The sequence below is a fragment of the Loktanella salsilacus genome, from assembly GCF_024206795.1.
GTDB classification, from domain to species: Bacteria; Pseudomonadota; Alphaproteobacteria; order Rhodobacterales; family Rhodobacteraceae; genus Loktanella; species Loktanella salsilacus.
The window spans coordinates 106174-130726 of the sequence record NZ_CP072994.1 but is presented as its reverse complement, the minus strand read 5'-3'; the positions used below and the strand labels follow the sequence as shown (position 1 = coordinate 130726).

Below are 24553 nucleotides of genomic sequence, written 5' to 3'. Positions count from 1 at the left end.
CGAGCCTTAGCCCGCGTGATGTGACCCGGACTGGCCGGGGTCCCGGTGCCGACTGACGCCAGAGACGTTGCTGTCCGCCTCGACCGCCGTCATGACCCGGTGCAGATGTTCTGCGTCACTCAGATCGATATCGACCAAAAGCCGATAGTAATCCGGCTTGCGGTCAATGAATTTCAGGTCAGAGATATTGGCCTTCTGTTCACCGATCAATGTGCAAATCCGGCCCAGAACACCAGCGTCATTGGTGATCGAAATGTCAAAGGTCACCGTATTCACTGCCCGGTGTTGCCCGTCTTGCCAGCGCAGGTCGATCCAGCGATCCGGTTGGTCCTCAAAGTCCGCGAGGGCGGCGCAATCGATTGCATGTACGACAACACCTTGGCCGCGATAAATAATTCCGACGATCCGCTCGCCCGGCACGGGCTGACAGCACCGGGCGCGACGGTGCGATTGATCCACAGCCAAACCGACGACGGCGCGGTTCGCTTCAATTTCATCGCCAGTGGTCTGGGCCAGATCGGGGTAGATCGCACGCACGATATCACGGGCGCTGATGTCGGCGCTGCCAAGGCTGGCCAACATGTCATCGACACCTTCCAACGCCAGCGCCTTGGCGGCTGTGCGCAGCGCCTTTTCCGTCAGCTTTTTGCCGACGTTTTCAAACGCCACCCGCACCAATTCCCGGCCAAGCCGGATAAAGCGTTCGCGGTCCGCCTCGCGCAGGCTGCGCCGGATTGCGGTTTTCGCCCGGCCCGTGGTCGCGATGTCGACCCAAGTCGCCTGCGGCTTTTGACCTTCGGCGGTGATGATTTCGACGCTTTGGCCATTCTTCAGCCGCGTCCATAGCGGGACGCGGATGCCGTCCACTTTTGCCCCGACACAGGCCATGCCGATGCGCGTATGGATCGCAAAAGCAAAGTCGATGGGAGTAGCCCCGCGCGGCAGCTTGATCACGTCACCCTTGGGCGTAAAGCAAAACACCTGATCGGTGAACATCTCGAGCTTGACCGCTTCAAGAAAGTCATCGTGATCGCCGTCTTCGTCCAGCCGTTCCGTTAGCTTAGAAATCCAGTGCACCGGGTCGACGGCAAAGCGGTTTTCGACCCGTTCACCATTACGATAGGACCAATGTGCAGCAACGCCGGTTTCGGCGACTTCGTGCATTTCGCGGGTGCGGATCTGAACCTCGACCCGCTTACCATCGCGGCCTGACACCGTCGTATGGATCGAACGGTAACCGTTGGTTTTGGGCTGACTGATGTAATCTTTGAACCGCCCCGGCACAGCCCGCCAACGTTGGTGGATCGCACCCAGCACGCGGTAGCAGTCCGCCTCTGTCGCAGTAATAATGCGGAAACCATAGATGTCGGACAGGCGCGAAAAGCCCATGTCCTTTTCCTGCATCTTGCGCCAAATCGAATAGGGCTTTTTCGCGCGGCCCATGACTTCGGCCTGAATGCCTGCTTTTTCCAGCTCGACCCGCATGTCAGCGGTGATCCGGGCGACGACATCGCCAGCCTCGCGCTGTAGCGTGATAAAGCGGCGAATGATGCTGTTGCGCGCTTCAGGGTTCAGCACGCGAAAGGCCAGATCCTCCAGCTCTTCGCGCATCCATTGCATACCCATGCGGCCGGCCAGCGGCGCGTAGATATCCATCGTCTCATGCGCTTTTTGCGCCTGCTTTTCCGGCTTCATCGACTTGATGGTGCGCATGTTATGCAGGCGGTCAGCAAGCTTGACCAACGTGACCCGCAAATCCTTGCTGGTTGCCATGAACAACTTGCGAAAGTTCTCGGCTTCTTTCGATTCGCGGCTGGTCAGCTGTAGATTCGTCAGCTTCGTGACGCCGTCCACAAGCTCTGCGATTTCGCGGCTAAAGCGGTCATGGACCATTTTGAAAGAGGCAGGTGTGTCTTCGATCGTATCGTGCAACAAGGCGGTGATGATTGTTGCATCATCCATCTGCATGTCAGCCAAGATCTGGGCGACGGCGATCGGGTGGGTAAAATAGGCCTCGCCGGAATGGCGAAACTGCCCCTCGTGCATCTCTTCGCCAAAGGCAAAGGCGTCGCGCAACAGCGCTTCGTTCGTGCGGGGGTTATATGTGCGGACCAGCGCGATCAGGTCATCTGCTGTGTTCATGCTGGTCCGGCACTTCTTTCACTTGGGCCGGTGTGGACCCTTAACGCTGTCCTTGCGCTTCCATCAGGGCGCGCAGCAGCTTTTCTTCGCTCATGTCGTCTTCGACAGGCTTGTCAGCCTCTGCGCCCATCAGCAGCGCCATCGAGTCTTCTTCAGGCTCGTCGACTTCAATCTGCGTCTGGTTCGCTTCGATCATACGCTCGCGCAGATCATCAGCTTGCTGTGTTTCTTCTGCGATTTCGCGCAGGGAAACGACGGGGTTCTTGTCGTTGTCGCGGCTAACGGTGACGGGCGAGCCGGCAGCGATTTCACGGGCGCGATGCGCGGCGAGCATGACAAGCTCAAACCGGTTCGGGACCTTGTCGACACAGTCTTCGACGGTAACGCGGGCCATCGGCACACTCCAATTCTGTCCAGGCGTGGATGCAAGACCTGCACTTAGCCCGGCAAATCTGAAATGACAAGCCAGTTTTGCCGTCTGTCAAGTCTGATTTAACGGCGGCGCGCAGATGTCACCCAGCCATCGGCCTGATCGCAGCCACGTCAGATGCAGGCAAGGCATCGCGCATCTGGACAACGCTGCGACCTAGGACGGGATGCATCCAGTCCGGGGCCACCTGCGCCAGTGGCACAAGGACGAACGCGCGATCTTGCAGACGGGGGTGTGGAAGGATCAATTCGCCGGGCATTTCTATTTTTTGTCGCTCTGCGGGCAAATCGCGCCAAAGTGTTTGAACTTTGACGTTAGGAAATACTGCGCTGCCGAACGCAACCAAATCCAGATCAAGCGTGCGCGGACCCCAGCGCACATAGCGCGTCCGGTCTGCCTCTGCCTCAACTTTATGCATCAATCCAAGCAAATCATCCGGCGGCATCGTGGTCCGTATCGCCATGGCAGCATTCACAAAATCAGGCCCGATCCCGGCCGGAAAAGCGGGGGACGCATACAGACCGCTGAATTTATCGGCATCAAGATTCAGCAATTCCATTAGACGCAGCCTGCCATTTAGTACAAAATTCGCAGGTAAAATATCGCGGGATGAGGTATTGCTACCCAACAAAATAAGCGCGATGTCGCCGTCCTTGTTCATTTCGTCAACTTGCATGGTTGTTTTCATAGTAACATACACCAAAAACTCCGTGTCACGATCCACCACCATCGACACGTCACAACTAACACCGACCGACGCGTCGGAAAGGAACTTTCATGTTTTATCGGGACGAGCGCCTGGCGCTCTTCATCGATGGTGCGAACCTTTACGCTGCCGCTAAAGCGCTAGGGTTCGATATCGACTATAAACTGCTGCGCCAAGAATTTATGCGCCGCGGTAAGCTGCTGCGCGCTTTCTACTATACCGCGCTACTCGAAAACGAAGAATATTCACCCATACGCCCACTGGTGGACTGGTTGAATTACAACGGCTTCGCGATGGTTACAAAGCCTGCCAAAGAATACACGGATTCCATGGGCCGCCGTAAGGTCAAAGGGAACATGGACATCGAACTGACCGTCGATGCGATGGAACTGGCCCCGCACGTCGATCACATCGTGCTGTTTTCAGGCGACGGCGACTTTCGCCCGCTGGTGGAATCATTGCAGCGCAAAGGCGTGCGCGTGTCGGTTGTGTCGACCATTCGCAGCCAGCCGCCCATGATCTCGGACGAGCTGCGTCGCCAGTGCGACAACTTCATCGAACTAGATGAATTGCGTGACGTTGTGGGCCGCCCGGCGCGCGAAAACGCCGATCAGGACGAAAACGTCAACTGAACGTGACCAACCCGCAGTCCGCCACGTTGGCGTTCTGCGGGTGTCACGCTTTGTGTGCGCCCAGCCTTTACGCTTGCCCCATGCGCGACTACCTATGACCCATCCTAGGAGCGACGCGCAGATGACCCTTCCCCCCCTGACCCTTTATCTTGCAGCCCCTCGCGGTTTTTGCGCAGGCGTGGACCGCGCGATCAAGATCGTTGAAATGGCGCTGGAAAAATGGGGTGCCCCTGTATTTGTCCGGCACGAGATCGTGCACAACAAATTCGTCGTTGACGGGTTGCGCGACAAAGGTGCGGTGTTCGTTGAAACGCTGGATGAATGTCCCGATGATCGCCCGGTGATTTTCTCTGCCCACGGTGTGCCAAAGGCCGTGCCTGCGGCCGCCGCCAAGCGGCAGATGGTCTACGTCGACGCCACCTGCCCCCTGGTCAGCAAAGTCCATATCGAGGCCCAGCGCCACGCTGACAACGGCCTGCAAATGGTGATGATCGGTCACGCGGGCCATCCCGAGACCGTCGGCACCATGGGCCAACTTCCCGATGGCGAAGTGCTACTGGTGGAAACTGTCGCCGATGTGGCCAATGTCACGCCGCGCGACGCGGAACGTCTGGCTTTTGTGACGCAGACAACTTTGTCAGTCGACGATACCATCGACATCGTCACCGCGCTGAAACAGCGCTTTCCTGCAATCATCGGTCCCCACAAAGAAGACATCTGCTACGCAACGACGAACCGCCAAGAAGCGGTCAAAGCCATGGCCCCGAAATGCGACGCAATGCTAGTAGTCGGCGCGCCAAATTCCAGCAACTCCAAACGCTTGGTCGAGGTCGGCACAAAGGCTGGCTGCGGGTATAGCCAGCTAGTGCAACGCGCTGCCGACATCGACTGGCGCGCGCTAGAGGGCATTACCTCAATGGGCATCACGGCAGGTGCCTCTGCCCCAGAGGTGCTGATCAACGAGGTAATCGACGCCTTCAAGCACCGTTACGACGTCACAGTCGAGATGGTTGAGACCGCAATCGAGAACGTCGAATTCAAGGTGCCCCGCGTCCTGCGCGAAACGGCCTGACCTCAAGCAGCTTCACCCCCGCGATTGTTGCGCCGCACCCACGGCGCAGCCTAGACTGCAGCACACTTGCCCCGCCAAAGGACCGCTGATGTTCAAAGCCATCCCTCGCGCCCCCCTACTCCTTGGCCTTGCTGGCTTGCTGCCGTTTTTCTGGGGCCTCGCAACCTACCTGCACCAGCCTTTGGGCGAATGGGCATTGTTGACGCTTGGCGGCCGGTTCACGGCACCTTTTGTGCAACTCTCCTATGGCACTGTCATCTTATCCTTCATGTCCGGCGTGCTCTGGGGCTTTGCCACCAAAGACACCGACTGGACCGGCTACGCGCTATCAACCATCCCCGCGCTTTGGGCGTTCTTCATGGTCGGCGGCGGCCCGGCATCCGCAGCGTTGAACCTGTGCATCGGCTTTATCGGCCTGCTCTTGCTGGATCTTCATTTCTGGCAACGCCGGGCGACACCGCCGTGGTGGATGTCTCTTCGGCTCTTGCTCACTGGACTTGTCGTTCTGTCCCTCTTGCCCCTCGCCTTCGGATGACCGACGCCCGCACGATTGCCGTCTATAATGCGCGCGCTGAAGCATATGCTGCGATGGGGCCGGACAAGCCGCAGCGCGACCTAGCCCAGTTTATCGACGGCTTGCGCGCGCAGGGCAATGTCTTGGACGTCGGCTGCGGGCCAGGCACTGCCGCGGTGCAGATGGTGGCTGCTGGCCTGCGCGTTGATGCCATCGACGCCTCTGCAGCGATGGTCCAGCTTGCGCAATCCAAAGGCGTAGCAGCCCGCATCGCAACCTTTGACGATATCACTGGGGCTGACATCTATGACGGCGTATGGGCTAGCTTCAGCCTGCTGCATGCCCGGGCTACCGACTTGCCCCGCTATATTGCCGCCATCGCCCGCGCCCTGCGCCCCGGCGGCCTGTTCCACATCGCGATGAAAACAGGCGAAGGAGAGCAGCGCGACAGCATCGATAGGCTTTATACCTTTGTGACCAATCCGCAGATGAACGCGCTGCTGACAGACGCGGGCCTTACGCCTGTTTTCACGCGAACGGGGGTGGACAAGGGCCTCGCGGGCACCGATGACGCCTATCTCGTGATCCAAGCCCGGAAAGACGCCGATGCCTGAACTTTTTGCCTACACCGACGGTGCCTGCTCTGGAAATCCCGGTCCGGGCGGTTGGGGCTGCCTGATGATTGCCCGCGAAGGCGGCAGCGTCATCAAGCAAAAAGACCTCAGCGGCGGCGCGGCCCAGACCACGAACAACCAGATGGAGCTTTTGGCCGCCATCTCGGCCCTCGAAAGCCTGACAAAGCCCAGTAAAATTACGATCATCACCGACTCTGTCTATGTCAAAGATGGTATCACCAGCTGGATCCACGGCTGGAAAAAACGCGGCTGGAAAACTGCCGCCAACAAGCCCGTCAAGAACGAAGAGTTGTGGAAGCGCCTTGATGCCGCGACCAAATCTCATGATGTGACGTGGCAGTGGGTCAAAGGGCACGCCGGCCACCCGGAAAACGAACGCGCCGACGAGCTTGCCCGCGCCGGCATGGCCCCGTTCAAGCCTTAGCCCCCTCGCTTTTTCTGAAATACTCCCGCCGGAGGCACCGCCCACATGCCCCTACTCACAGCGCTCGAATATGCCTCAGTCTTTGTATTCGCACTGACAGGTGCGCTTGTTGCAAGCCGGGCGCAGCTTGACCTGATCGGCTTCGTCTTTATCGGCGCGCTGACGGCCGTGGGCGGCGGAACTGTGCGCGATGTCATCTTGAACCGCGACACGGTCTTTTGGGTCGCAAATCCCGGCTTGATCGGCGTTGCTGCTGTCGCGGCGATTTTGGTCTTTTTCACCGCGCACCTTCTCGAAAGCCGCTATCGCGGCATCGTCTGGCTCGACGCGCTTGCGCTGGCCGTCGCCGTCCCTTCTGGCGTGGGCGTTGCCTTGGCGATGGGCATGAGCTGGCCCGTGATCATCATCATGGGCATCACGACAGGCTGCTTTGGCGGCCTGATGCGCGACGTTGTCTGCAACGAGGTGCCACTGGTCCTGAAACAAGGCGAGCTTTACGTCACCTGCGCCCTTGCCGGGGCCACGACAACCGTCATCGCCCTCGCACTGGGCCTGCCCGAAAATATCGCGCTACTGGCCTGCGCGGGGGCGACATTTGCCTTGCGTTCAGGGTCGATCGCCTTCGGCTGGTGCCTGCCGGTCTACAAAAGCTTTCCGCCACGCCAGTAACTTGGCCGGGGATGGCGGGCGGGGCGTCGTGGCACCGCCAAAGGCGATGACACGCGCGCCGTTTCGTCAGACCTTTAGGACAATCTTGCCGATGTGATCCCCGGCTTCCATGCGGGCATGGGCTTTTGCGGCATCTTCTAGCGCAAATTCCAAGTCCATCACCGGACCAACACGCCCCGCCGCCAGCAGCGGCCAGACCTTCGCGCGTAGCTGATCCGCAATGCGTGCCTTGGCCAGATCGCTTTGCGGGCGCAGCGTGCTGCCCGTCAGGGTCAGGCGCCTCGTCATCATCTGGACCATGTTCAGCTCGGCCTTCATGCCTTGCAGGAACGCGATCTGCACCAACCGGCCATCATCGGCCAGCGCATTGATATTGCGCTGCATATAACTGCCGCCAACCATATCAAGGATCAGATCAGCGCCGCCTTCGGCCTTCACGACCTCGACGAAATCAGCCTGTTTGTAGTTGATCGCGATTTCGGCTCCCAGCTTGCGGCATGCCTCCAGCTTGTCCTCTGACCCGGCGGTCACAAATACCCGCGCGCCCAAGACATGCGCCAGCTGGATCGCGGTTGTGCCGATCCCGCTTGACCCGCCATGCACAAGGAACCTCTCCCCGGCCTGCAACCCGCCGCGCATAAAGACGTTGGACCAGACGGTAAAATAGGTCTCTGGCAAGCAGGCCGCCTGCTTCATATCCATGCCGTCCGGCACTGGCAGACAATGCGCGGCAGGGGTTGCGACGTATTCCGCGTAACCGCCGCCCGGCAACAACGCGCAAACTGCGTCGCCGACTTTCAGATCAGTGACCTGTGATCCAACCGCCGACACCTCTCCCGAACATTCCAGCCCCGGTAGGTCAGAGGCCCCCTTGGGCGGCGCATACACACCTGCTCGCTGCAACGCGTCAGGCCGGTTCACGCCAGCATAGGCGACCTTGATCACGACCTGATCCGGACCCGGCTGCGGCATCGCGCGTTCGCACAGCGTCAGAACCTCTGGCCCGCCCGGCTTGCTGATTTCTACGGCCTTCATTGATCGTCTCCTGTCCGCCACATTCCGGGCACCTTCACATCTGGCATCCGTGTCGGGGCCTTCACCATGCCCAAAAGCTGACCCAGCGGGCCTGTCAGCGGTTTCAGGAAACGGTTGCCGTTGACCTGCGCCTTGATCTTCTCGATCTGCATGACCTCGTCGATCCGGCGATCGATAAAGGCATCGGTATCGGCGTAATCCTCGCTTTGATCGCCCAGCCAATACAGCACCACGGACGCCCAGACCGCCGACAAGGTCGCGCGCTTCGTGTACCAATTCACATCATCCGACGTATCGCCAAGCGCGTTCCAAATCGCATCCGCTGTGCCCCAGATCAGCTTGGCCCCGTCGGCCGCTAGATGCGGCAACGCAAATAGCGCCGTGCCCCGGCGCACGGCTTCTTTGTCGTCGATTACGTCCAGACGGATGCGAATCGCACGGGCCACACGGTCGCGAAAGCGCAGCTCGCTTAGGTTTTCGCGGCCCAATTGCTGAACCATGGCGCGGTCGCCTTCGGTATGAAACAGCACGGCCATATCCGTCGCGCCGCGCGGGAATAGATGACGCGCACGATCTATACTGATGTCCGTTGCTGCCACCGCTGCGGTAAACGTGGCAGGCGACCAGCCGTCAAACGCAACATTCGGCAAGGCCGCATCAAGCAGCTGCAATTTGGTGGGATCGGGGGCGGAAAGGGGCATAATCAGTCCTTTTGTTCGACACTGGACAACGTAGCGCGATGTTGCTATGTGCCCACTTCCTGCAATTTTTGCAAATTTAACTTAGAGAGGTGGTGAAAACCACATGCAGGTTAGTGTTCGTGATAACAACGTCGATCAGGCGTTGCGTGCTCTGAAGAAGAAACTTCAGCGTGAAGGCGTGTTCCGTGAAATGAAGCTTAAGCAACATTTCGAGAAGCCCTCCGTCCGCAAGGCGCGCGAGAAAGCCGAAGCCATCCGCCGTCAGCGTAAGCTGGCGCGTAAGAAGGCCCAACGCGAAGGTTTGCTGTAAGGCAACCCGCCTCTCTGGCGACGACATGAATGAACCCCCGCACTGGCAACAGGCGGGGGTTTTTTTCGTAGCTTTTTTCGGCAGATTTTACGGATCTGAAAGATTCTGGTCGCAAAGTCGGATCAGAGTTGAAGGATTCATCATGCCATATCCACCCCAAAGCCTGCCTGGCGGCGCAAATTTCGACCGTCAAAATTTCGCCAACCGCTTCACCATGGCTTTTCAGCCGATCTATGACCTGCGCACCGGTGCGATCTTTGCACACGAGGCTTTGGCCCGCGGCGGTGTGAACGGTACGGCGGCAGAGGTGATCAAATCGGTCACCGCCCGGACACGCTATAGCTTTGACCGCAAGTGCCGGGTCAAAGCGATCGCAATGGCATCGGCTCTTGGCTTGCAGGCCAAGCTTAGCGTCAACTGCATGCCGAATGCTGTGTTGGACCCCGACACCTGTATCAGCGCCACACTGATGGCCGCTGACCATTATGGGTTCAACGTCGCGAATCTGATCTTTGAATTCACCGAATCGGAATACCTACGTGACCCGCAACACATGCGCGCCATCATCAGCAGCTATCGCAAACGCGGATTGCTGACGGCAATCGATAACTTCGGGGCCTGCTTTGCTGGGCTTGGCGCACTTTGCGACATGCAAACGGACCTGATCAAACTGGATATGCGCATCGTGCGCGGCATCGAAACGGACGAACGGCGGCAACGCATGGTCAGATCGGTCGTCGGCATGTGCAAAGAGCTTGGAACAGGTGTCATCGCCGAAGGTGTTGAAACGCAGGCCGAATTTGACGTGCTACGCGACGCGGGCATTACCCAGTTTCAAGGATTCTACTTGGGCCAGCCCCTGCTAGAAGGGTTGCGCACCGCCTCACTCATTCCCCTCCCCGTGGCAGCATAGCTTTGCATCACAAAGCGCGCTCTCGCGGCCCCGCACGCAAGGCAGGCACCAACGCAGCGATCACATCACGATTTCGCCCTGTGGCGCGAGTCAGCAACTCTTGCGTCAACGCCAGATGATGCGCGCGGCACATCCGATCGGTAACGGTATAAGGCAACGCCGCGCCAAAGCTGACAGCGAACAACGTTGGAAAATCAAGGTGCGGATATCTGACACGCTGAGTCGTCAGCGGCCTCAAACCGCCATCGTGCAGCAAGGCATCCTGCAATCCGGCATGTAGCCAGTTCAGACAGTTCATCGCGGTGAACGGATCATTGAACCCCGGCGACAAGGCACGAGCGATCATCTCGACCAATTGGTCTGCGAAATACGCCGTGGATTGCACCTCTGTCCGGTCATTTCCGGTCGCAAAGGCGCTTTGCAGCACCGTGATCTGTTTGTCGGTCAAAGGGGATACAGTCAGAACTGTCAGCACGTCCGTGTGGGGTGTGATGAATTCCCCGGCAGACCGTTCGACCTGAATAATCCAGTCATTGTCACAAGCGCAATTGTGCAAAGCATCAGTATCTAGCTGCTGAATGTATCCACGCGCAGCCAAAGTGACGCCAATCTCTTGGGCATTCGGGGCGTGTTTCACGTCCTCGACCTCGATCTTTGCCCGCTCTGCGATCAGTTCCCTAATGCTGGCACTAAACTGATGTCCCAGATCAGAGCTGATGTTGGACACATTGATCGTCTCTGGCACGTGGTGAATATAATAGATGATCGTAAAGACCGAGAAGAGGGCGAGAAACAGCGACATCGTTAACCCGGCGTAGGGGACGAACGCCGCATCGCCGCCTTGCACCGAACGCAACATCACGATGTTAAAAACAAAGGTGCCCAGCAGCAGACCAAAGCTGATCTGCGTGCCGCGATCCCGCATGAAGTTGCCGATCAGACGCGGACCAAAGATATCGGCGGCAAAAGATACCGCAACCAGCGTCATGGAAAACATGACGCCAGCCACCCCAATGACGGCCGTCGCAAGGGTCGAAAGCGTATCGCGCGCACCATCTGGATCAATGGCGGTCAACCAATTTGGCAGAACATCCCGCATCAAACCGGGCTGCGTATCGACCCATTCGACCAGCGCCGCTAAACACAGGGCACCCAGAACGAGCGTCGACGGCCAGAACCAATAGCTTGTACGCACCTGGCGCAAGATTTTGCGGCCAATTGCCCGGGACTTCAAAATCGCCATTCGGTGCCTGCCCTGTCAGATGCCAACATGACTAAGCAACATGATCTGCTCAGCCTATTTTTCAACGTAGACCCGTCCCAACAGCGGCCGTTTTAGTCGCGATCATGGCATTCTGCAGTATCCGGCGAATGACCTAAACTTTTCGTCCTACGGTGCGAAAAGCGTGGAACCAAATCGGCGCAGGTGGCGTTTCTATTTTACAAACGCACTTGTCCCCGTGCTTTGCGCGACTGGCCAGATCCCATGTTTCCCCGGCATTCCAATCGGCCAGTCGCACCCTACCTCCTCAATCCACCGTCATATCGTAAATGGAACCGAACCTGCGGCGGCTGGTTATGCCTGCAAAGCAGGAGGCAGTTATGAGTGACTTTAAAGAAGGCGACAGCGTGAAATGGAACTGGGGCAATGGCACCGGTACAGGCGAAGTCGTGAAACGCTATACGCGCAAGACGACGCTGACGATCAAAGGCAGCGACGTGACTCGAGACGCGTCTGACGACGAGCCCGCGTTTCGCATCAAACAGGATGACGGCGACGAGGTCCTGAAATCCATCACGGAAATCGAGGCGGCCTGATGTCCTTTGCCGATATCGCGCAGATTGCGGGGCTTGTTTACTATCCGGACACTGAACCGGGCATCAAGCGTCGCCGCGCGGGGCGTGGCTTCAGCTATACCGCGCCCGACGGCACACGGATCGATAACAAGGACGAACGCGCCCGCATCGCGGCGATCGCCGTGCCGCCCGCCTACAGCGACGTCTGGATTTCCCCCATGCTGCGCGGGCACCTACAGGCGACGGGTCTGGATGACCGCGAGCGGAAACAATACCGCTATCACGCCGACTGGACAGAGCATCACGCCCAGCTGAAGTTTGAAAAGCTGGTGGCGTTTGCGCAGACTTTACCAAAGCTGCGACGCTGGATCGGCACCCATCTGCGCGGCGCGGCGGGCGAGCGTGAAACGGCGATTGCGGCGACCCTTGCGCTGATCGATCGCGCGTCTCTGCGGGTCGGACATAGTGTCTATACAGCCGAAAACGGCAGTTACGGGGCCACGACGATGCTGCGTGAACACGGTGATTTTCAGGACGGCCGCGTGCGGCTGTCGTATATCGGAAAGGGCAATGCGCATATCAACAAAGACTTTTTCGCGCCGCGCTTGTCCGCCGTACTAGAGGCATGTCAGGATCTGCCCGGCGCGGAAATCATCACTTGGCAGGACGACGCAGGCACGCCCCACGCGGTTCGGTCAGACCAGATCAACGAGATCCTGCATGATATCTGTGGAGAGTTCGCGACCGCCAAGACGATGCGCACATGGAATGGCACCCTCGCCGCCTTTAACGTTGCTCTCGCCCCCGGTGACCTGACGATCAAAGCGATGACAGAGGCAGCATCAGACACCCTGCACAACACGCCAACTGTCGCGCGAAATAGCTACATTCATCCTGCGGTTATCGAATTGGCAGAACTTGATACCACGCAGCGCGCCGCCATGCTGGACCGTATCCGCGGCGCGCAATCTGAACCGGGGTTGCGGTCAGGCGAGGCACAGCTAACCGCATTCCTACGCGGCGATTGATCACATCAGCGGGCGCTGCGGGATGGACTCCAGCTCAACCTTTGCAATGACGGCAAGCTTGGCTAGGTCATTAATCGTCAGCTGCCCGTCCGACCAATTCGCCAATTGCCGGTCACGCAGTTTGGACAGCGTTTTGTTCGTATGGACCAGCGATAAGCCCATCGCATCCGCCAAATCCTGCTGCCGAAACGGCAGTTCCATGCTGCGATTATGCACCAGCCCCATCTGTTCGCCGCGCAGAAATATCCGCAGCAATGCCCAAGACAGCGCCTCTAGGGCAGAACGGCGACCAACGGCGGTCAGGGCTTCACCAAGGAAATGCTCTTCGACGGCGGCAAGCCATGTGATGTCAAAGCCGCGCTCTGGGTGCGTTTTGTAAAAATTCCAAAACTCTGAGCGGTTGAAGACGCATAGGGTCATTTTGGACGACGCTTCGACCGAATGGGCCATCTCGCCCATCACGCCAGCTTGCAGTCCAATAAAATCACCGGGAAAGATAAAGTTAACGATCTGCCGCCCACCATCCAGCGTCGTTTTATAGCGCAGCCCCATACCGCGTAGCGCTGTGAATAACTGCGGGCTGTTGGATCCCTCCATCAGCAATGGCGTACCAGCCTCAATGATCAGCTCGCCGACCTTGAACTTTTGCATCGCTTTGACGTCCTGTTCGGACATCGGTTTGAAAATGGGGTGACGGCGCAATGGACATTGGCTGCAGGGGGTCGCCATGGGATGTCCTTGTCAGACTAACCTATAAAAAGCCGCGCCCACGTGGCGCGCGCGGCACATCTGTAATTTCACAAAATGGCTGGCGGGACACATAGGCCCCGCCGGCCGTTATCGTTAGACGCTCAGCGTTTCTGTCGACGAAAAGAACATCGCCTGCGCCACAGCAGAGCGGACTTGTTCTTCGGTATAAGGCTTGGCGATCAGGAACGCTGGCTCTGGCTTGTTGCCCGTCAGCAGACGTTCTGGGAAGGCAGTGATAAAGATCACCGGCATGTCGCCAAATTCGCCGAGCAGCTCGTTCACGGCATCAATACCAGAAGAGTTATCGGCCAACTGGATGTCCGCAAGGATCATGTCAGGACGTTCAGATTTACCCAAAGCGATCGCGCCGGAATGCGTACGCGCAATGCCTGTAACCTTGTGGCCCATATCAGACACCAAGGATTCCAAGTCCATCGCGATGATGGCTTCGTCTTCGATGATCAGGATACGTCCAGCGACGCTATCGGCCATCTCGCGGTGCGCGACGTCGATCAGGTGAACGACTTCGGACTCCTCGATCGACATGATGTCGGCGATTTCCGCATGGCTGAATTCTTCGATCGTGTGCAGCAAAAGCGCCTCGCGCGTGTTGGCGGTCAGCTTTGCCAGATGGCGCTGCGCAGCGCCTTCAATGCCGACAGCGGTCTCGCCAGGGGCAGAGGTGTCTGTGCTGGCCCACAACATGTGCAGGGTCTTGAAAAGTGCGGACTTCGCCGAGATTTGCGTATCGAAAATGCTACGATCTTCTAAGATCGCTTCGAGAGTGGCAGCAGCATATGCATCACCGCTAGACTGCGTTCCGGTCAAGGCCCGCGCGTAGCGACGCAGATACGGCAGGTAAGTGCCGATCGCTGTGGTGATATCCTGCTGTGCGGTGCCGTTTGACATAATGTTTTTCTTCCTGTCTTACCCTTACACGGGAACCAAACGCCGTTATCGGCGTTTAAGTTCCTCAAGGCATCTATAATTTCAGATAACAGCAGGCGGGCGAATGTCCAACGATACTCCAAGTGAAAGGGCGCGCCAGCAGATCGACGCCAACCTTAAACGTGTTTTTCGCGAACAGGAACAGGCCGAGTTGCCTGATCGGCTAAAAGATCTGTTGGCCCAACTTAAGGCCTCTGAACCATCCGAACAGGATGGAAAGTCATGACCGGCGATCCGCGCGACGAGTTGGTTGTCCACCTGCCGGCGCTGCGTGCGTTTGCAATTTCGCTGACGCGCAACGGGTCTGTTGCCGATGACATGGTGCAAGACACCGTCGTCAAGGCGTGGACAAATATCGAAAAGTTCGAGCCCGGCACAAACATGCGGGCTTGGCTCTTTACGATTTTGCGCAACACCTTTTATTCCAGCCGCCGCAAGGCAAAGCGCGAAGTCGCCGACGTTGACGGTATCTTTACCGAAAACATGGCAGAAAAGCCGGCCCATGACGGCCATCTTCAAATGACAGACTTCCGGACAGCCTTTGCAAAACTCCCCGACGAACAGCGCGAGACGCTGATCTTGGTGGGCGCGTCTGGCTTTTCTTATGAAGAGGCCGCCGACATGTGCGGCGTGGCTGTAGGTACGATCAAAAGTCGCGCAAACCGCGGACGCAAGCGGCTGGCCGAACTAATGCATCTTGATGCAGACGGCCCGGTCGAACTGACCGACAAGGTAACCATCGCTGTCGTGGCGAATAACGGTAACTCGGCCTTCTGATGACGTCCGGGTCGGAAGTGCAAGCGGAACGCTGGCCGTTCCTGCAAAGCCTGCCGTTCCGGGTCGTGGCTTTTCTATCGCTTGCGTTGCTGCCCATTGGCCTGCTGGCGATCTGGCAGACCCAAAACCTAGACGAGACACTGCGCGCGCGCACACGCCTGTCACTGGTCGCGCTGACGGAAATCGCCGTATCTGGCGAACGGCAGGTTCTACAACGCGCGGTCGGTGCGGCGTCAGGTCAGGCCGTGACGTATGGCCTAACGGCCGACGATCCCATCGCCTGCAGCGAGTCGTTCAAAGCCTTTCAAGATGCGGATCCAGCAATCAGTTTTGCTGGTTTTTTACCGGAAAGCGGCCGCGTTGATTGCTCTTCCGAGCCCGCACCATTCACCATTGGCCCGGCAGAGCGCGTCGCTGAAATCGCGACATCGCCGCGGAACGCCCTCATTCCACGACTGCGCGCGGACGCCCCCGGCGGCCGGACCGCCGTGCTGACCCAGCCTGTCGTCCGCGATGAAGAGGTGATCGGCCAAATCGTCCTGACTATTCTGACCGATTCCATGTCCGAAATGCCGGATTTGAACGACCAAAACCAACCGCTTTCGCTAGCAATCTTCAACCGCGACGGCGCTGTGATCAACGTTCAAGGCGAACGCCCCGTCGCCGAAGAAGAGGCGATGGCCGAGGACATCGTGCGCCGCCTGAGCACCGAACCGACGGCGTTCGCCGGGCAAAATGCGGCCGGTGAACGGCGCATCTTTGTTGTCCTCACGCTTGTGCCAGATCTGGCCTATGCCGTCGCGGGCTGGGCCCCGACGGATGGTGTTCTGTCCTCGACCGCGTACACGCTGCCTTCTTTCTTTTTGCCCGCGTTGATGTGGCTGGCCAGCCTGCTGGTTGCTTATTTTGCAGTCCACCGCTTAGTTGTCAGCCCCGTTCAAGATCTAGGCATTCGGATGCGCCGCTTTGCCTCTGACCGTGCCCTACCGCAGCCTAAGAATACGGAAATGCTGCCGCAGGAACTGTTTGATCTGGAACAGACCTTCATCAACATGGCCTACGACCTGATTGATGACGAGGCGCGGATGGAAAACAGCCTGCGCGAAAAGAATGTGCTGCTGAAAGAAGTCCATCACCGGGTCAAGAATAACCTGCAGATGATTTCGTCGATCATGAACATGCAAATCCGCGCGGCCAAGACCGACGAAAGCCGGCATGCACTGCGCCGTTTGCAAGACCGCGTGCTTGGCTTGGCGACTGTGCATCGCGTTCTATACCAATCCAAAGAGCTCGCCCGCGCCGACGCCGCCCCATTGATGACCGACATTTGCGCCAGCGTTTTCCACGACCTCACAGAGGCGCGTCCCCACGCGGTTCATGCACTAGAAGTCGACAACTTTACCCTCGTTCCGGATCAGGCCGTACCCTTGGCTCTGCTGGTCAGCGAAGTTGGATCGAACGCGATCAAAAACCTGCCGGACACAAAGTCCCCTGCCCCGTTCCTAAACTTTAGCCTGCGGATCGTATCGCCGGGTATGGCGCAATTCCGGTGCCGCAACTCGGGTGGCTCTTTGCCAGAAAAAGTAGCGCCCGATGGCGGCGTTGGCCGGCAGTTAATTCGCGCCTTTGCGATGCAGCTTGGTGGCACGGTAGAGGTGCAGGACCACGACGGCATTCACACGATCAGCGTTGAATTCCCGATCACTGCGGCCATTCCAGACGCGTTAGATTACTAAAGCCGCGCTACACATTGATGTATTTTCCGCACCGCAGCGATGAATCGTCTGCGGCATGGAACCGAAGTCCGTTCGGCTGGTTATCCCGGCAGCGAAGGATGGATCTGCTATGACGTTAAGCGTATTTCTAGCAAGCATGACTGCAATCGGCATTGCTGCCCTTGTGATCCTTGCTTTGACGTCTAGGCGGGAGCCACCGAAATCGCAGCAGCGCGCTGTTCATAACAGATCAGAACAGCGCCGCAGCGATCACCAATCACGCCACTAAACGAAAAAAGGCCCGCACTTGGCGGGCCTTTTCGATCGTAATGAATAACGCTTAGCGGCGCAGTTGGTCGCGGATTTCCAGCAGAACGTCCAGTTCGGATGGGCCGGTCTCGACCTCTGGTGCAATGTCATCGGGCTTTTCTGCTTGGGCCTTCAGCTTGTTAACGGACCGAACCAGCATGAACACAACGAATGCGATGATCAAAAAGTTGATGCAGGCGGTGATGAACGCGCCATAGGCGAAGACGGCAGCGCCAGCGTCGCGTGCGACCTGCAGGCCAGAGTTGGCAGGAACTTCACCGGACAGCACAACGTACATGTTGCTGAAGTCCACGCCGCCCAGCACAAGGCCGATCAGCGGGTTGATCAGGTCGCCAACCAGCGATGTGACGATAGCCGTGAAGGCAGCACCGATGATGATACCGACCGCCAGGTCCATTACATTACCCTTGGCGATAAAGTCTTTGAATTCGTTTAACATTAGTCGTCCCCACACTGGATTTATTGTGCGGCACAATGCCGCAAGTTTGTTCCCAGCCGTCATATAAAGGAATTACATTAAACCAATAGGGTTTTTATCGGCAATTTTCCCCCTTCGGGGTTGATTTGACACCAAACCAACCCACCGGGGTAAAATCTATCAACCGCGGAGCGTGCCGCCCGTGGCCTTTTCAACCTTGGCGACGATCTGCTTCGCGACGCCATCGATCTGCGCCTCAGTCAGGGTCGCATCTGTCGGCTGAAGGCGCACAGTAATCGCAAGGGACTTGCGCCCCTCGCCCACGGCACCGCCAATAAATTCGTCAAAGACCCGCACGTCAGCGATCAACGCTTTGTCAGCGCCAGCGGCAGCATTGACCAGCGTCAGCGCCTCGACCTGCGCATCAACGACAAAGGCAAAGTCACGCTCTACCGCTTGCAGGTCGGTCGCCAGCAACGCGGGGCGCGTGTTGACCTTGTTGCGCGGCAGTGGAATTTCCGACGGGAAGATCGTGAAACCGACGGCGGTGCCCTTAATATCCAGCGCACGCAGCACCTTGGGGTGCAATTCGCCGAACACACCGAGCACCTTTTTTGGGCCAAGACAGATCTGACCGTGGCGACCGGGGTGCCACCAACCTTCACCGCCGCGCAGGATCTGCACTTTGGCGGGTGCGCCCATCGCAGCAAGGATCGCCTCGGCGTCGGCCTTCGCGTCAAACACATCGACAGCGCGCATATCGCCATGCACCGATTTCGGCCCTGTGCGGCCAATCAGGATGCCGCTGACGCAGGGGCGCTGTTCGCCCGGCTCGCCACCGGTAAAGATATCGCCGACTTCGAACAGGGCCACGTCATTGAAACCGCGCGCTTGGTTGCGGGCGGCGGCCTGCAGTATGCCGGGCAGCAAAGCGGGGCGCATATGTGACATCTCGGAAGAGATAGGGTTTTCCAAACGCGTCACATCTGTGCCGCCCCCGAACAGCGCCGCAGCGGCCTGATCGATGAACGTGTAAGTGACACATTCGTTATAACCAAGCGATGCCGCCGTCCGCCGCGCCGCGCCGGCACGGACCTGCGCGGGTGTCAGCACAGGCTTTGGCACGCCCGGCTGGGTGCGCGGCATCGGCACGCCAACCAGCTTCGTCAACGATGCGATGCGTGCCACCTCTTCAACCAAGTCAGCCTCGCCCTGAACATCACCGCGCCAGCTGGGGACATGCGCCATGTCGCCATCCAGCACAAAGCCCAGCGCCGTCAGGGTCGCGCGCTGCGTTTCAGCAGGAATATCCATGCCAACAAGGCTGATGACGCGGTCGGTATCCAGCTTATAAGCGCGGTCCGTATTCGGCACAGCGCCCGCCATGACAACGTCAGAGGCTTCGCCCCCGACGACCGCAAGGATCACTGCGACGGCGTGATCCAGCCCCTCGGGCGTAAAGGCGGGGTCGATGCCGCGCTCGAACCGGTAACGCGCATCAGAGTTAATTTTCAAAGCGCGGCCCGTGTAGGCGATCTGCACCGGGTCCCAATAGGCGCTTTCGACGAAAACGTTGACCGTTTCAGCCGTGCAGCCCGTCGCCGCCCCGCCCATGACGCCAGCAATGCTTTGCACGCCAGCATCGTCAGAAATCACCATCTGGCCAGCGGATAGCGTGTAGGTCTTGTCGTCCAGCGCCACGATCTCTTCGCCGCCCTTGGCGCGGTGAACGCGCAGATTGCCCTGAACCTTGTCCGCGTCAAAGACGTGCAGCGGGCGGTTCAGATCGTAGGTCAGGTAGTTCGTCACATCGACGAGGAAGGAAATCGGACGCAGCCCGATGGCGCGCAGCCGGGTCTGCAACCAGTCCGGGCTGGCACCGTTTGTCACGCCTTTGATCACGCGACCGGTGAAAACGGGGCAGCCGTCCAGCGTGTCATCGTCAATGCTGACCGCGATGCCCGATGCGCCCTTGCCCGCAATCTGCGGTGCCTCTAGCGGCTTAAGCGTCCCCAGACCGCGCGCGGCCAGATCGCGGGCCACGCCGCGCACGCCCAGCGCATCAGCGCGGTTAGGCGTGATCGCAATCTCGATGACAGGGTCAACGCGGGCCGGGTCATGTTCGGCCAGCCAATCGGCAAAACTGTCGCCGACGGTACCTTCGGCAAGCTCGATGATGCCGTCATGCTCCTCTGACAGCTCAAGCTCGCGCTCTGATGCCATCATGCCAAAGCTTTCGATGCCGCGGATTTTGCCCACACCGATGGTCGTGTCGATACCGGGGACATAGACACCGGGGCTGGCGACGACGACGGTGATGCCTTGCCGCGCGTTGGGCGCGCCGCAGATGATCTGCTCAACACCTTTGCCGGTGCGCACTTGGCACACGCGCAGCTTGTCGGCGTCGGGATGCTTTTCCGCGCTTTCGACGTAACCGATGGTGAAGGGGCGCAGCAATTCCGCGGGATTTTCAATCCCTTCGACCTCTAGCCCAAGGTCGGTCAGGGCTTCGGCGATTTCATCAACCGAGGCTTCTGTTTCAAGGTGAGTTTTCAGCCAAGACAGGGTGAATTTCATCGCGCGCACTTTCGCCAGATCAACGTTTGCGCGTTCTTAGCGCATCACCATGCTGGGTGAAAGCACTGCTCGCCCTTGTTTGCTGATCGAAGCGCGCTGCCCCCGGCATTAAACCGGGGGCAGCGCATTAGATCACTCGTACAGCGACGGCAGCCACAGCGACACGGCAGGAACGTAGGTCACCAGCATTAGCGCCACGAAGATCGCCAGATAGAACGGCCAGATCGTTTTCAGCGCTTCTTCGATCTTGATCCGGCCCACAGCGCAACCGACGAACAGGCAGGTGCCGACAGGCGGCGTACACAGGCCAAGGCCAAGGTTAATCAGCAGCATGATACCGAACTGGGTCGGGTCCATGCCAAGCCCCTTGGCAATCGGCAAAAAGATCGGCGTACAGATCAAGATCAGCGCGGCCATGTCCATGATCATGCCAAGCAGCAGCAGGATCACGTTGATCATCAGCAAAATAATGATCGGGTTGTCAGAGATCGACACAAGCAGATCGCTTAGCTTGGCAGGCACCTGATACAGCGCCAGCAGATAGGCAAAGGAACTGGCAAAAGCGATCAGGATCATCACCATCGCAGTGGTGCGCACGGCACCCGTGACGGACATGACGAACTGCTGCCAGCTGAGGCTGCGGTAATAGAACCGAGTCAGCAGCACAGCATAGATTGCACCAAAAGCGCCTGATTCAGTGACTGTAAACACGCCCGACAGCGTGCCGCCAACGATGATGACCGCGGTGAAAAAACCGGGGATCGCGTCAGCAGCGGTCCGGCCAACAGTGCCCCACCCCGGGAACGGCTCTGACGGGTAATTATGCTTGATCGAGATGATATAGGCTGCGACGGCAAGGCTGACGCACATCAGGATGCCGGGGATCACACCCGCAAGGAACAGCTTAGACACCGAAATGCCGCCGCCTGCCGCCACGGCAAAAATGATCATGTTGTGGCTGGGCGGGATGACGATACCTGCGATGGACGACGTCACCGTCACGTTGACCGCAAAGTCAGGCCGATAACCGCGTTCTTTCATCACCGGCACGAGCAAAGAGCCCAGCGCCGAAATGTCTGCAACTGCAGAGCCAGAGATGCCGCCAAACAGCATCGACGAGAAGATGTTCACCATCGCAAGGCCGCCCTTAAAGTGGCCAACAAGGGCAGAGGCAAGGCCGACTAACCGCTTGGCGATTCCGCCGTGCAGCATGATTTCGCCCGCGAAAACAAAGAACGGGATCGCAAGCAGGGAAAAAACAGACACGCCCGCGGTGGCCCGCTGAAAGGTGATCAGCATCGGAAAACCTTCGTACCAAAAGGCCGAAGCGGCGGCGATGCCCATGGCAAAGGCGACCGGAATCCCGATGACAACGCCCGCGCTAAACGCGAGTAGTAGAATAGCTAGACCCACGGTCAGACTTCCTTGAATTCGGCGTCTGGATCCCAAGATCCAAAACGCATGATGCGGATAAGGCCGCGCACGGCGGCGAACAGCATGACCAAAGCGCCACAGGACGTGATGGCGAGGGTGCGAAAGCTTTCGGGGATATCCAGCATTGGCAGCATCGTATCCCAACCGAACCGCATCAGGGTGATCCCGGCAAACAGCATAATCGCGCCAAAGGCAGCCAGCAGGCCGTCGATCACAATCAGCGTGACCTTTTGTGCAGTGGTGGGCAGCATATCCCGAAACAGCGTGACGCCGATGTGGGTATCTTCGCCAACGCCAACAGCGGCCCCTAGAAATGCGACATAACAGATCAGCAGCAAGGCAAGCTGTTCAACCCATGTGGGCGTGACGTTCATCACGTAGCGGCCAAACACCAGCCAGCCGAAAGTTGCGATCAAAACGACCAGTGCAATAGAGGCGATCAACATGCAGATCGCACGCAGCACTGCCATCACTCGCTCTGCCGCACGGATCATGGGCGTATCTTGCGTCATCGCAACCTCTGATAAATGGGGGATTTAGAATGGATTGGGGCCCGCCCGATGTCGGACGAGCCCCGGATCCCGGTGCCGATTACTCGGCGTTGCGGATCAAGTTCACAAGGTCAGTCAGGTCCGGGTTGTCAGCCAGAAAGGACTCGTAAACAGGGGCCATCGCATCTTGGAACGGCTGCTTGTCAGCAATGGCGTTCACTTCGGTGCCGCCAGCCGTGATGACTTCCATGCTGGCCGCTTCACGCTCAGCCCACAACTCGCGCTGCAGGTTGGCACTGTTGCGACCGGCGGTCATAACAATATCCTGCTGCTCTGGGGTCAGCTTTTCCCAGGTCTTCAGGCTCATGCACAGGCATTCTGGGATGATCAGGTGCTCTGTCAGCGAATAGTACTTGGCGACCTCGTAGTGGTTGGTCGACTCGTAGGACGGCGGGTTGTTTTCCGCGCCGTCGACAACGCCAGTCTTGATCGACTGATACACTTCGCCAAAGGCCATCGGGGTGGCGTTACCATCCATCGATTCGACCATCTGCACGAACAGGTCGTTGCTCATCACGCGGATCTTCAGGCCAGCAACGTCGGCGGGTGTGTTGATAGGCTGCACAGAGTTATAGAACGACCGCGCGCCAGCGTCATACCAGCCCAGTGGCACGATGCCCTTGGCCTTCATGCCCTCGCCGATCGCCTCGCCAGCAGCGCCATCCATCAAAGCATACATGTCGGGGATGCTTTTAAAGATGAAGGGCAGCGACACGACGTTGGTTTCAGGAATCGCCTGGCCCATTGGCCCAAGGCTGAATTCACCGAAATCGATCACGCCAAGGCGAACCTGTTCGATTGCGTCAGGCTGATCGCCCAGAACGCCGTTGTGGAATGTCTTTGCGGTCAGCTCTCCGCCGGTCTTGTCAGCAACTTCAGCGGCGAACGATTCCATTGCGATAGACACAGGATAATCTTCGACGTGGATGTTCCAGCCGCGCAGTTCCTCTGCACCAGCGGATGTCGCCATACCGATTGTCGCGCACAGCAGCGCGCCCGACGTCATCAATGTGGTCTTTGAAAAAATAGTCATGCGATCCTCCCCGATCGTTATTGACTGCTAAGCGCTCTGGTCGAAACCTCCCCCAACCAAGAGCGCAGTGCAGTAAATCTGGAATACTAGTAAACAATAACCTGTGTCAATTAATATCCGCGGATTGTCATCAAACCGCTAGTTTGTTGGGCATATCTTCTATCACGCATAAAAAATGCCGCCCCGCGCCGGGACGGCATATTTAGAAAAATCGGTGCTTTGGTCGGCTCTTAACCCGGATCAGCTTTCGTCTTCGAAGTAGTCCGGGTTGCGCACTTTGATCGTGTCGATTGTGATATCAAGCCGGGACAGATGCATCGCGCCCGCCTCTGCTGCCTTTTCGGCCTCACCCGTCTTCACCATCGTAGCAATCAGCAGGTGATCCTCGATCAGCTCTGGCATACGCGCCTCTTTTGACAGGCTTAGCAGGCACAGACGGTCCACTTTCGCCTTTTCCTCTGAGATGATGTCGAACGCAAAGGGGACACCCGCAATTTCGCACAGCGTTTTGTGAAAGTCATAGTCGTGCTTGCCAAAGGTCGCGTAGTCGCCAGCATCGCAAGCGATCTGCTGCTTGGCGATACAGGCGTCCAGTCGGTCGCCCCCCGCCTTATCACATAGGCTCGCGGCACGGCGCAGCACGTCTAGATCAACGGCCCGGCGCAGATAACGCGACTTTTCAATCGCGGCGCTGGAAAAGCGGCGCACCTCTGTTGCGCGCTGCGGACGAATTAATAGCAGGTCCATGTTCGCCAAACGGCTAAAGGCATCGCGGACCGGTTGGCGTGACACCCCAAATTGCGCGGCGACATCCGCCTCTGATATCTTGGCCCCGGGCAAAAGCCGCAGGGTCGAAATTTCGTCGAACAGAAAATCAGCCACTGTATCAACAGCGGTCCGACCATAGCTCATCTGTGCGGCTTGCTTCATGTTTATGCCTCCCGGTCGCGTCCCATTAAAGCCTTTGTATGCGAAAATCCATATGTCGGCACCGTGGCGCGTTATCTTCGTC

Annotated in this window: 27 protein-coding genes; 13 read left to right on the top strand and 14 right to left on the bottom strand. The window is 58.4% G+C overall.

The window, feature by feature from the left end:
* Nucleotides 1-6 precede the first annotated feature (6 nt).
* From KBW81_RS00635 to folK, 3 genes are all read right to left on the bottom strand, one after another.
* A complete protein-coding gene (locus KBW81_RS00635; RefSeq protein ID WP_090190627.1) occupies nucleotides 7-2142 on the bottom strand; it encodes a RelA/SpoT family protein in 2136 nt (711 codons plus the stop codon).
* A gap of 40 nt (nucleotides 2143-2182) precedes the next feature.
* Entirely contained in the window at nucleotides 2183-2536 is a 354-nt protein-coding gene (rpoZ, locus tag KBW81_RS00630) for a DNA-directed RNA polymerase subunit omega (protein WP_090190625.1), read from the bottom strand.
* A 118-nt stretch (nucleotides 2537-2654) separates the two neighbouring features.
* Nucleotides 2655-3302, bottom strand: coding sequence for a 2-amino-4-hydroxy-6-hydroxymethyldihydropteridine diphosphokinase (folK, locus tag KBW81_RS00625; protein ID WP_254248976.1), 648 nt, complete (start codon nucleotides 3300-3302; stop codon nucleotides 2655-2657).
* 47 nt (nucleotides 3303-3349) lie between these two features.
* On the opposite strand from folK, the gene KBW81_RS00620 reads away from it, so the two are divergent.
* The 6 genes from KBW81_RS00620 to KBW81_RS00595 all read left to right on the top strand — a co-directional run bounded on the left by KBW81_RS00620 (nucleotide 3350) and on the right by KBW81_RS00595 (nucleotide 7224).
* On the top strand, nucleotides 3350-3910 hold the full coding sequence (locus KBW81_RS00620; RefSeq protein WP_090190624.1) for a LabA-like NYN domain-containing protein: 561 nt from the start codon (nucleotides 3350-3352) through the stop codon (nucleotides 3908-3910).
* Nucleotides 3911-4031: 121 nt separating this feature from the next.
* The gene (gene ispH, locus KBW81_RS00615; protein WP_254247997.1) at nucleotides 4032-4982 is read left to right on the top strand and encodes a 4-hydroxy-3-methylbut-2-enyl diphosphate reductase; all 951 of its coding nucleotides are present in this window, start codon (nucleotides 4032-4034) and stop codon (nucleotides 4980-4982) included.
* 88 nt (nucleotides 4983-5070) lie between these two features.
* The gene (locus KBW81_RS00610; protein WP_254247996.1) at nucleotides 5071-5517 is read left to right on the top strand and encodes a DUF3429 domain-containing protein; all 447 of its coding nucleotides are present in this window, start codon (nucleotides 5071-5073) and stop codon (nucleotides 5515-5517) included.
* Nucleotides 5514-6110, top strand: coding sequence for a class I SAM-dependent DNA methyltransferase (locus tag KBW81_RS00605; RefSeq protein WP_254247995.1), 597 nt, complete (start codon nucleotides 5514-5516; stop codon nucleotides 6108-6110). Before KBW81_RS00610 ends, KBW81_RS00605 begins: the two co-directional genes overlap by 4 nt.
* Entirely contained in the window at nucleotides 6103-6555 is a 453-nt protein-coding gene (gene rnhA / locus KBW81_RS00600; protein ID WP_090190617.1) for a ribonuclease HI, read from the top strand. The genes KBW81_RS00605 and rnhA overlap by 8 nt, the downstream gene beginning before the upstream one ends.
* A gap of 45 nt (nucleotides 6556-6600) precedes the next feature.
* Nucleotides 6601-7224, top strand: coding sequence for a trimeric intracellular cation channel family protein (locus KBW81_RS00595; protein ID WP_090190616.1), 624 nt, complete (start codon nucleotides 6601-6603; stop codon nucleotides 7222-7224).
* 66 nt (nucleotides 7225-7290) lie between these two features.
* Here KBW81_RS00595 and KBW81_RS00590 read toward each other — a convergent pair whose 3' ends face one another.
* Both KBW81_RS00590 and KBW81_RS00585 read right to left on the bottom strand, forming a co-directional pair.
* The gene (locus KBW81_RS00590; protein WP_254247994.1) at nucleotides 7291-8259 is read right to left on the bottom strand and encodes an NAD(P)H-quinone oxidoreductase; all 969 of its coding nucleotides are present in this window, start codon (nucleotides 8257-8259) and stop codon (nucleotides 7291-7293) included.
* Nucleotides 8256-8960: a COQ9 family protein gene (locus tag KBW81_RS00585; RefSeq protein ID WP_254247993.1), complete on the bottom strand. Its 705-nt coding sequence runs from the start codon at nucleotides 8958-8960 to the stop codon at nucleotides 8256-8258. Before KBW81_RS00585 ends, KBW81_RS00590 begins: the two co-directional genes overlap by 4 nt.
* Nucleotides 8961-9063: 103 nt before the next feature.
* On the opposite strand from KBW81_RS00585, the gene rpsU reads away from it, so the two are divergent.
* Both rpsU and KBW81_RS00575 read left to right on the top strand, forming a co-directional pair.
* The gene (rpsU, locus tag KBW81_RS00580; protein WP_072857096.1) at nucleotides 9064-9270 is read left to right on the top strand and encodes a 30S ribosomal protein S21; all 207 of its coding nucleotides are present in this window, start codon (nucleotides 9064-9066) and stop codon (nucleotides 9268-9270) included.
* Between the two features lie 142 nt (nucleotides 9271-9412).
* On the top strand, nucleotides 9413-10183 hold the full coding sequence (locus tag KBW81_RS00575) for an EAL domain-containing protein (protein WP_090190611.1): 771 nt from the start codon (nucleotides 9413-9415) through the stop codon (nucleotides 10181-10183).
* A 7-nt stretch (nucleotides 10184-10190) separates the two neighbouring features.
* On the opposite strand, the gene KBW81_RS00570 is transcribed toward KBW81_RS00575, so the two are convergent.
* Nucleotides 10191-11426, bottom strand: coding sequence for a DUF2254 domain-containing protein (locus tag KBW81_RS00570; protein ID WP_254247992.1), 1236 nt, complete (start codon nucleotides 11424-11426; stop codon nucleotides 10191-10193).
* A 359-nt stretch (nucleotides 11427-11785) separates the two neighbouring features.
* On the opposite strand from KBW81_RS00570, the gene KBW81_RS00565 reads away from it, so the two are divergent.
* Together KBW81_RS00565 and KBW81_RS00560 are read left to right on the top strand one after the other, a co-directional pair.
* The gene (locus KBW81_RS00565) at nucleotides 11786-12001 is read left to right on the top strand and encodes a hypervirulence associated TUDOR domain-containing protein (protein WP_090190608.1); all 216 of its coding nucleotides are present in this window, start codon (nucleotides 11786-11788) and stop codon (nucleotides 11999-12001) included.
* Entirely contained in the window at nucleotides 12001-13008 is a 1008-nt protein-coding gene (locus KBW81_RS00560) for a DNA topoisomerase IB (protein WP_254247991.1), read from the top strand. Before KBW81_RS00565 ends, KBW81_RS00560 begins: the two co-directional genes overlap by 1 nt.
* Here the strand turns inward: KBW81_RS00560 and KBW81_RS00555 are convergent, their stop codons facing one another.
* Together KBW81_RS00555 and KBW81_RS00550 are read right to left on the bottom strand one after the other, a co-directional pair.
* Nucleotides 13009-13737 carry a Crp/Fnr family transcriptional regulator gene (locus KBW81_RS00555; RefSeq protein ID WP_254247990.1) on the bottom strand — a complete coding sequence of 243 codons (729 nt, stop codon included), beginning with the start codon at nucleotides 13735-13737 and terminating at the stop codon, nucleotides 13009-13011. It abuts the gene before it with no gap.
* Nucleotides 13738-13851: 114 nt separating this feature from the next.
* Complete coding sequence (locus KBW81_RS00550; RefSeq protein WP_090190603.1) at nucleotides 13852-14667, bottom strand: response regulator; 816 nt, start codon at nucleotides 14665-14667, stop codon at nucleotides 13852-13854.
* A 103-nt stretch (nucleotides 14668-14770) separates the two neighbouring features.
* Here KBW81_RS00550 and KBW81_RS00545 point away from each other — a divergent pair, with 103 nt between their 5' ends.
* Genes KBW81_RS00545 through KBW81_RS00535 form a run of 3 tightly spaced genes read left to right on the top strand, consistent with a single transcriptional unit; the run spans nucleotide 14771 to nucleotide 17219 of the window.
* A complete protein-coding gene (locus tag KBW81_RS00545; protein WP_139222640.1) occupies nucleotides 14771-14932 on the top strand; it encodes a NepR family anti-sigma factor in 162 nt (53 codons plus the stop codon).
* Nucleotides 14929-15483, top strand: a complete 555-nt coding sequence (locus KBW81_RS00540) for an RNA polymerase sigma factor (protein ID WP_090190602.1) — start codon at nucleotides 14929-14931, stop codon at nucleotides 15481-15483. The genes KBW81_RS00545 and KBW81_RS00540 overlap by 4 nt, the downstream gene beginning before the upstream one ends.
* Nucleotides 15483-17219, top strand: a complete 1737-nt coding sequence (locus KBW81_RS00535; protein WP_090190600.1) for a sensor histidine kinase — start codon at nucleotides 15483-15485, stop codon at nucleotides 17217-17219. The genes KBW81_RS00540 and KBW81_RS00535 overlap by 1 nt, the downstream gene beginning before the upstream one ends.
* Before the next feature lie 319 nt (nucleotides 17220-17538).
* Here KBW81_RS00535 and mscL read toward each other — a convergent pair whose 3' ends face one another.
* The 6 genes from mscL to KBW81_RS00505 all read right to left on the bottom strand — a co-directional run bounded on the left by mscL (nucleotide 17539) and on the right by KBW81_RS00505 (nucleotide 24471).
* Nucleotides 17539-17967: a large conductance mechanosensitive channel protein MscL gene (gene mscL / locus KBW81_RS00530; protein WP_090190598.1), complete on the bottom strand. Its 429-nt coding sequence runs from the start codon at nucleotides 17965-17967 to the stop codon at nucleotides 17539-17541.
* 159 nt (nucleotides 17968-18126) lie between these two features.
* Nucleotides 18127-20523, bottom strand: a complete 2397-nt coding sequence (gene pheT, locus KBW81_RS00525) for a phenylalanine--tRNA ligase subunit beta (protein WP_254247989.1) — start codon at nucleotides 20521-20523, stop codon at nucleotides 18127-18129.
* Between the two features lie 132 nt (nucleotides 20524-20655).
* The gene (locus tag KBW81_RS00520; RefSeq protein ID WP_254247988.1) at nucleotides 20656-21936 is read right to left on the bottom strand and encodes a TRAP transporter large permease; all 1281 of its coding nucleotides are present in this window, start codon (nucleotides 21934-21936) and stop codon (nucleotides 20656-20658) included.
* Nucleotides 21937-21938: 2 nt separating this feature from the next.
* A complete protein-coding gene (locus KBW81_RS00515) occupies nucleotides 21939-22469 on the bottom strand; it encodes a TRAP transporter small permease (RefSeq protein WP_254247987.1) in 531 nt (176 codons plus the stop codon).
* 79 nt (nucleotides 22470-22548) lie between these two features.
* Nucleotides 22549-23541: a TRAP transporter substrate-binding protein gene (locus KBW81_RS00510; protein ID WP_254247986.1), complete on the bottom strand. Its 993-nt coding sequence runs from the start codon at nucleotides 23539-23541 to the stop codon at nucleotides 22549-22551.
* 240 nt (nucleotides 23542-23781) lie between these two features.
* Nucleotides 23782-24471 carry a GntR family transcriptional regulator gene (locus KBW81_RS00505; RefSeq protein WP_254247985.1) on the bottom strand — a complete coding sequence of 230 codons (690 nt, stop codon included), beginning with the start codon at nucleotides 24469-24471 and terminating at the stop codon, nucleotides 23782-23784.
* Nucleotides 24472-24553 lie beyond the last annotated feature (82 nt).

Bases quoted from the DNA above. Each gene is read 5' to 3' on its own strand.
- KBW81_RS00635 (WP_090190627.1), bottom strand. From the start codon at position 2,142: ATGAACACAGCAGATGACCTGATCGCGCTGGTCCGCACATATAACCCC.
- rpoZ (WP_090190625.1), bottom strand. From the start codon at position 2,536: ATGGCCCGCGTTACCGTCGAAGACTGTGTCGACAAGGTCCCGAACCGG.
- folK (WP_254248976.1), bottom strand. From the start codon at position 3,302: ATGGTGGTGGATCGTGACACGGAGTTTTTGGTGTATGTTACTATGAAA.
- KBW81_RS00620 (WP_090190624.1), top strand. From the start codon at position 3,350: ATGTTTTATCGGGACGAGCGCCTGGCGCTCTTCATCGATGGTGCGAAC.
- ispH (WP_254247997.1), top strand. From the start codon at position 4,032: ATGACCCTTCCCCCCCTGACCCTTTATCTTGCAGCCCCTCGCGGTTTT.
- KBW81_RS00610 (WP_254247996.1), top strand. From the start codon at position 5,071: ATGTTCAAAGCCATCCCTCGCGCCCCCCTACTCCTTGGCCTTGCTGGC.
- KBW81_RS00605 (WP_254247995.1), top strand. From the start codon at position 5,514: ATGACCGACGCCCGCACGATTGCCGTCTATAATGCGCGCGCTGAAGCA.
- rnhA (WP_090190617.1), top strand. From the start codon at position 6,103: ATGCCTGAACTTTTTGCCTACACCGACGGTGCCTGCTCTGGAAATCCC.
- KBW81_RS00595 (WP_090190616.1), top strand. From the start codon at position 6,601: ATGCCCCTACTCACAGCGCTCGAATATGCCTCAGTCTTTGTATTCGCA.
- KBW81_RS00590 (WP_254247994.1), bottom strand. From the start codon at position 8,259: ATGAAGGCCGTAGAAATCAGCAAGCCGGGCGGGCCAGAGGTTCTGACG.
- KBW81_RS00585 (WP_254247993.1), bottom strand. From the start codon at position 8,960: ATGCCCCTTTCCGCCCCCGATCCCACCAAATTGCAGCTGCTTGATGCG.
- rpsU (WP_072857096.1), top strand. From the start codon at position 9,064: ATGCAGGTTAGTGTTCGTGATAACAACGTCGATCAGGCGTTGCGTGCT.
- KBW81_RS00575 (WP_090190611.1), top strand. From the start codon at position 9,413: ATGCCATATCCACCCCAAAGCCTGCCTGGCGGCGCAAATTTCGACCGT.
- KBW81_RS00570 (WP_254247992.1), bottom strand. From the start codon at position 11,426: ATGGCGATTTTGAAGTCCCGGGCAATTGGCCGCAAAATCTTGCGCCAG.
- KBW81_RS00565 (WP_090190608.1), top strand. From the start codon at position 11,786: ATGAGTGACTTTAAAGAAGGCGACAGCGTGAAATGGAACTGGGGCAAT.
- KBW81_RS00560 (WP_254247991.1), top strand. From the start codon at position 12,001: ATGTCCTTTGCCGATATCGCGCAGATTGCGGGGCTTGTTTACTATCCG.
- KBW81_RS00555 (WP_254247990.1), bottom strand. From the start codon at position 13,737: ATGGCGACCCCCTGCAGCCAATGTCCATTGCGCCGTCACCCCATTTTC.
- KBW81_RS00550 (WP_090190603.1), bottom strand. From the start codon at position 14,667: ATGTCAAACGGCACCGCACAGCAGGATATCACCACAGCGATCGGCACT.
- KBW81_RS00545 (WP_139222640.1), top strand. From the start codon at position 14,771: ATGTCCAACGATACTCCAAGTGAAAGGGCGCGCCAGCAGATCGACGCC.
- KBW81_RS00540 (WP_090190602.1), top strand. From the start codon at position 14,929: ATGACCGGCGATCCGCGCGACGAGTTGGTTGTCCACCTGCCGGCGCTG.
- KBW81_RS00535 (WP_090190600.1), top strand. From the start codon at position 15,483: ATGACGTCCGGGTCGGAAGTGCAAGCGGAACGCTGGCCGTTCCTGCAA.
- mscL (WP_090190598.1), bottom strand. From the start codon at position 17,967: ATGTTAAACGAATTCAAAGACTTTATCGCCAAGGGTAATGTAATGGAC.
- pheT (WP_254247989.1), bottom strand. From the start codon at position 20,523: ATGAAATTCACCCTGTCTTGGCTGAAAACTCACCTTGAAACAGAAGCC.
- KBW81_RS00515 (WP_254247987.1), bottom strand. From the start codon at position 22,469: ATGACGCAAGATACGCCCATGATCCGTGCGGCAGAGCGAGTGATGGCA.
- KBW81_RS00510 (WP_254247986.1), bottom strand. From the start codon at position 23,541: ATGACTATTTTTTCAAAGACCACATTGATGACGTCGGGCGCGCTGCTG.
- KBW81_RS00505 (WP_254247985.1), bottom strand. From the start codon at position 24,471: ATGAAGCAAGCCGCACAGATGAGCTATGGTCGGACCGCTGTTGATACA.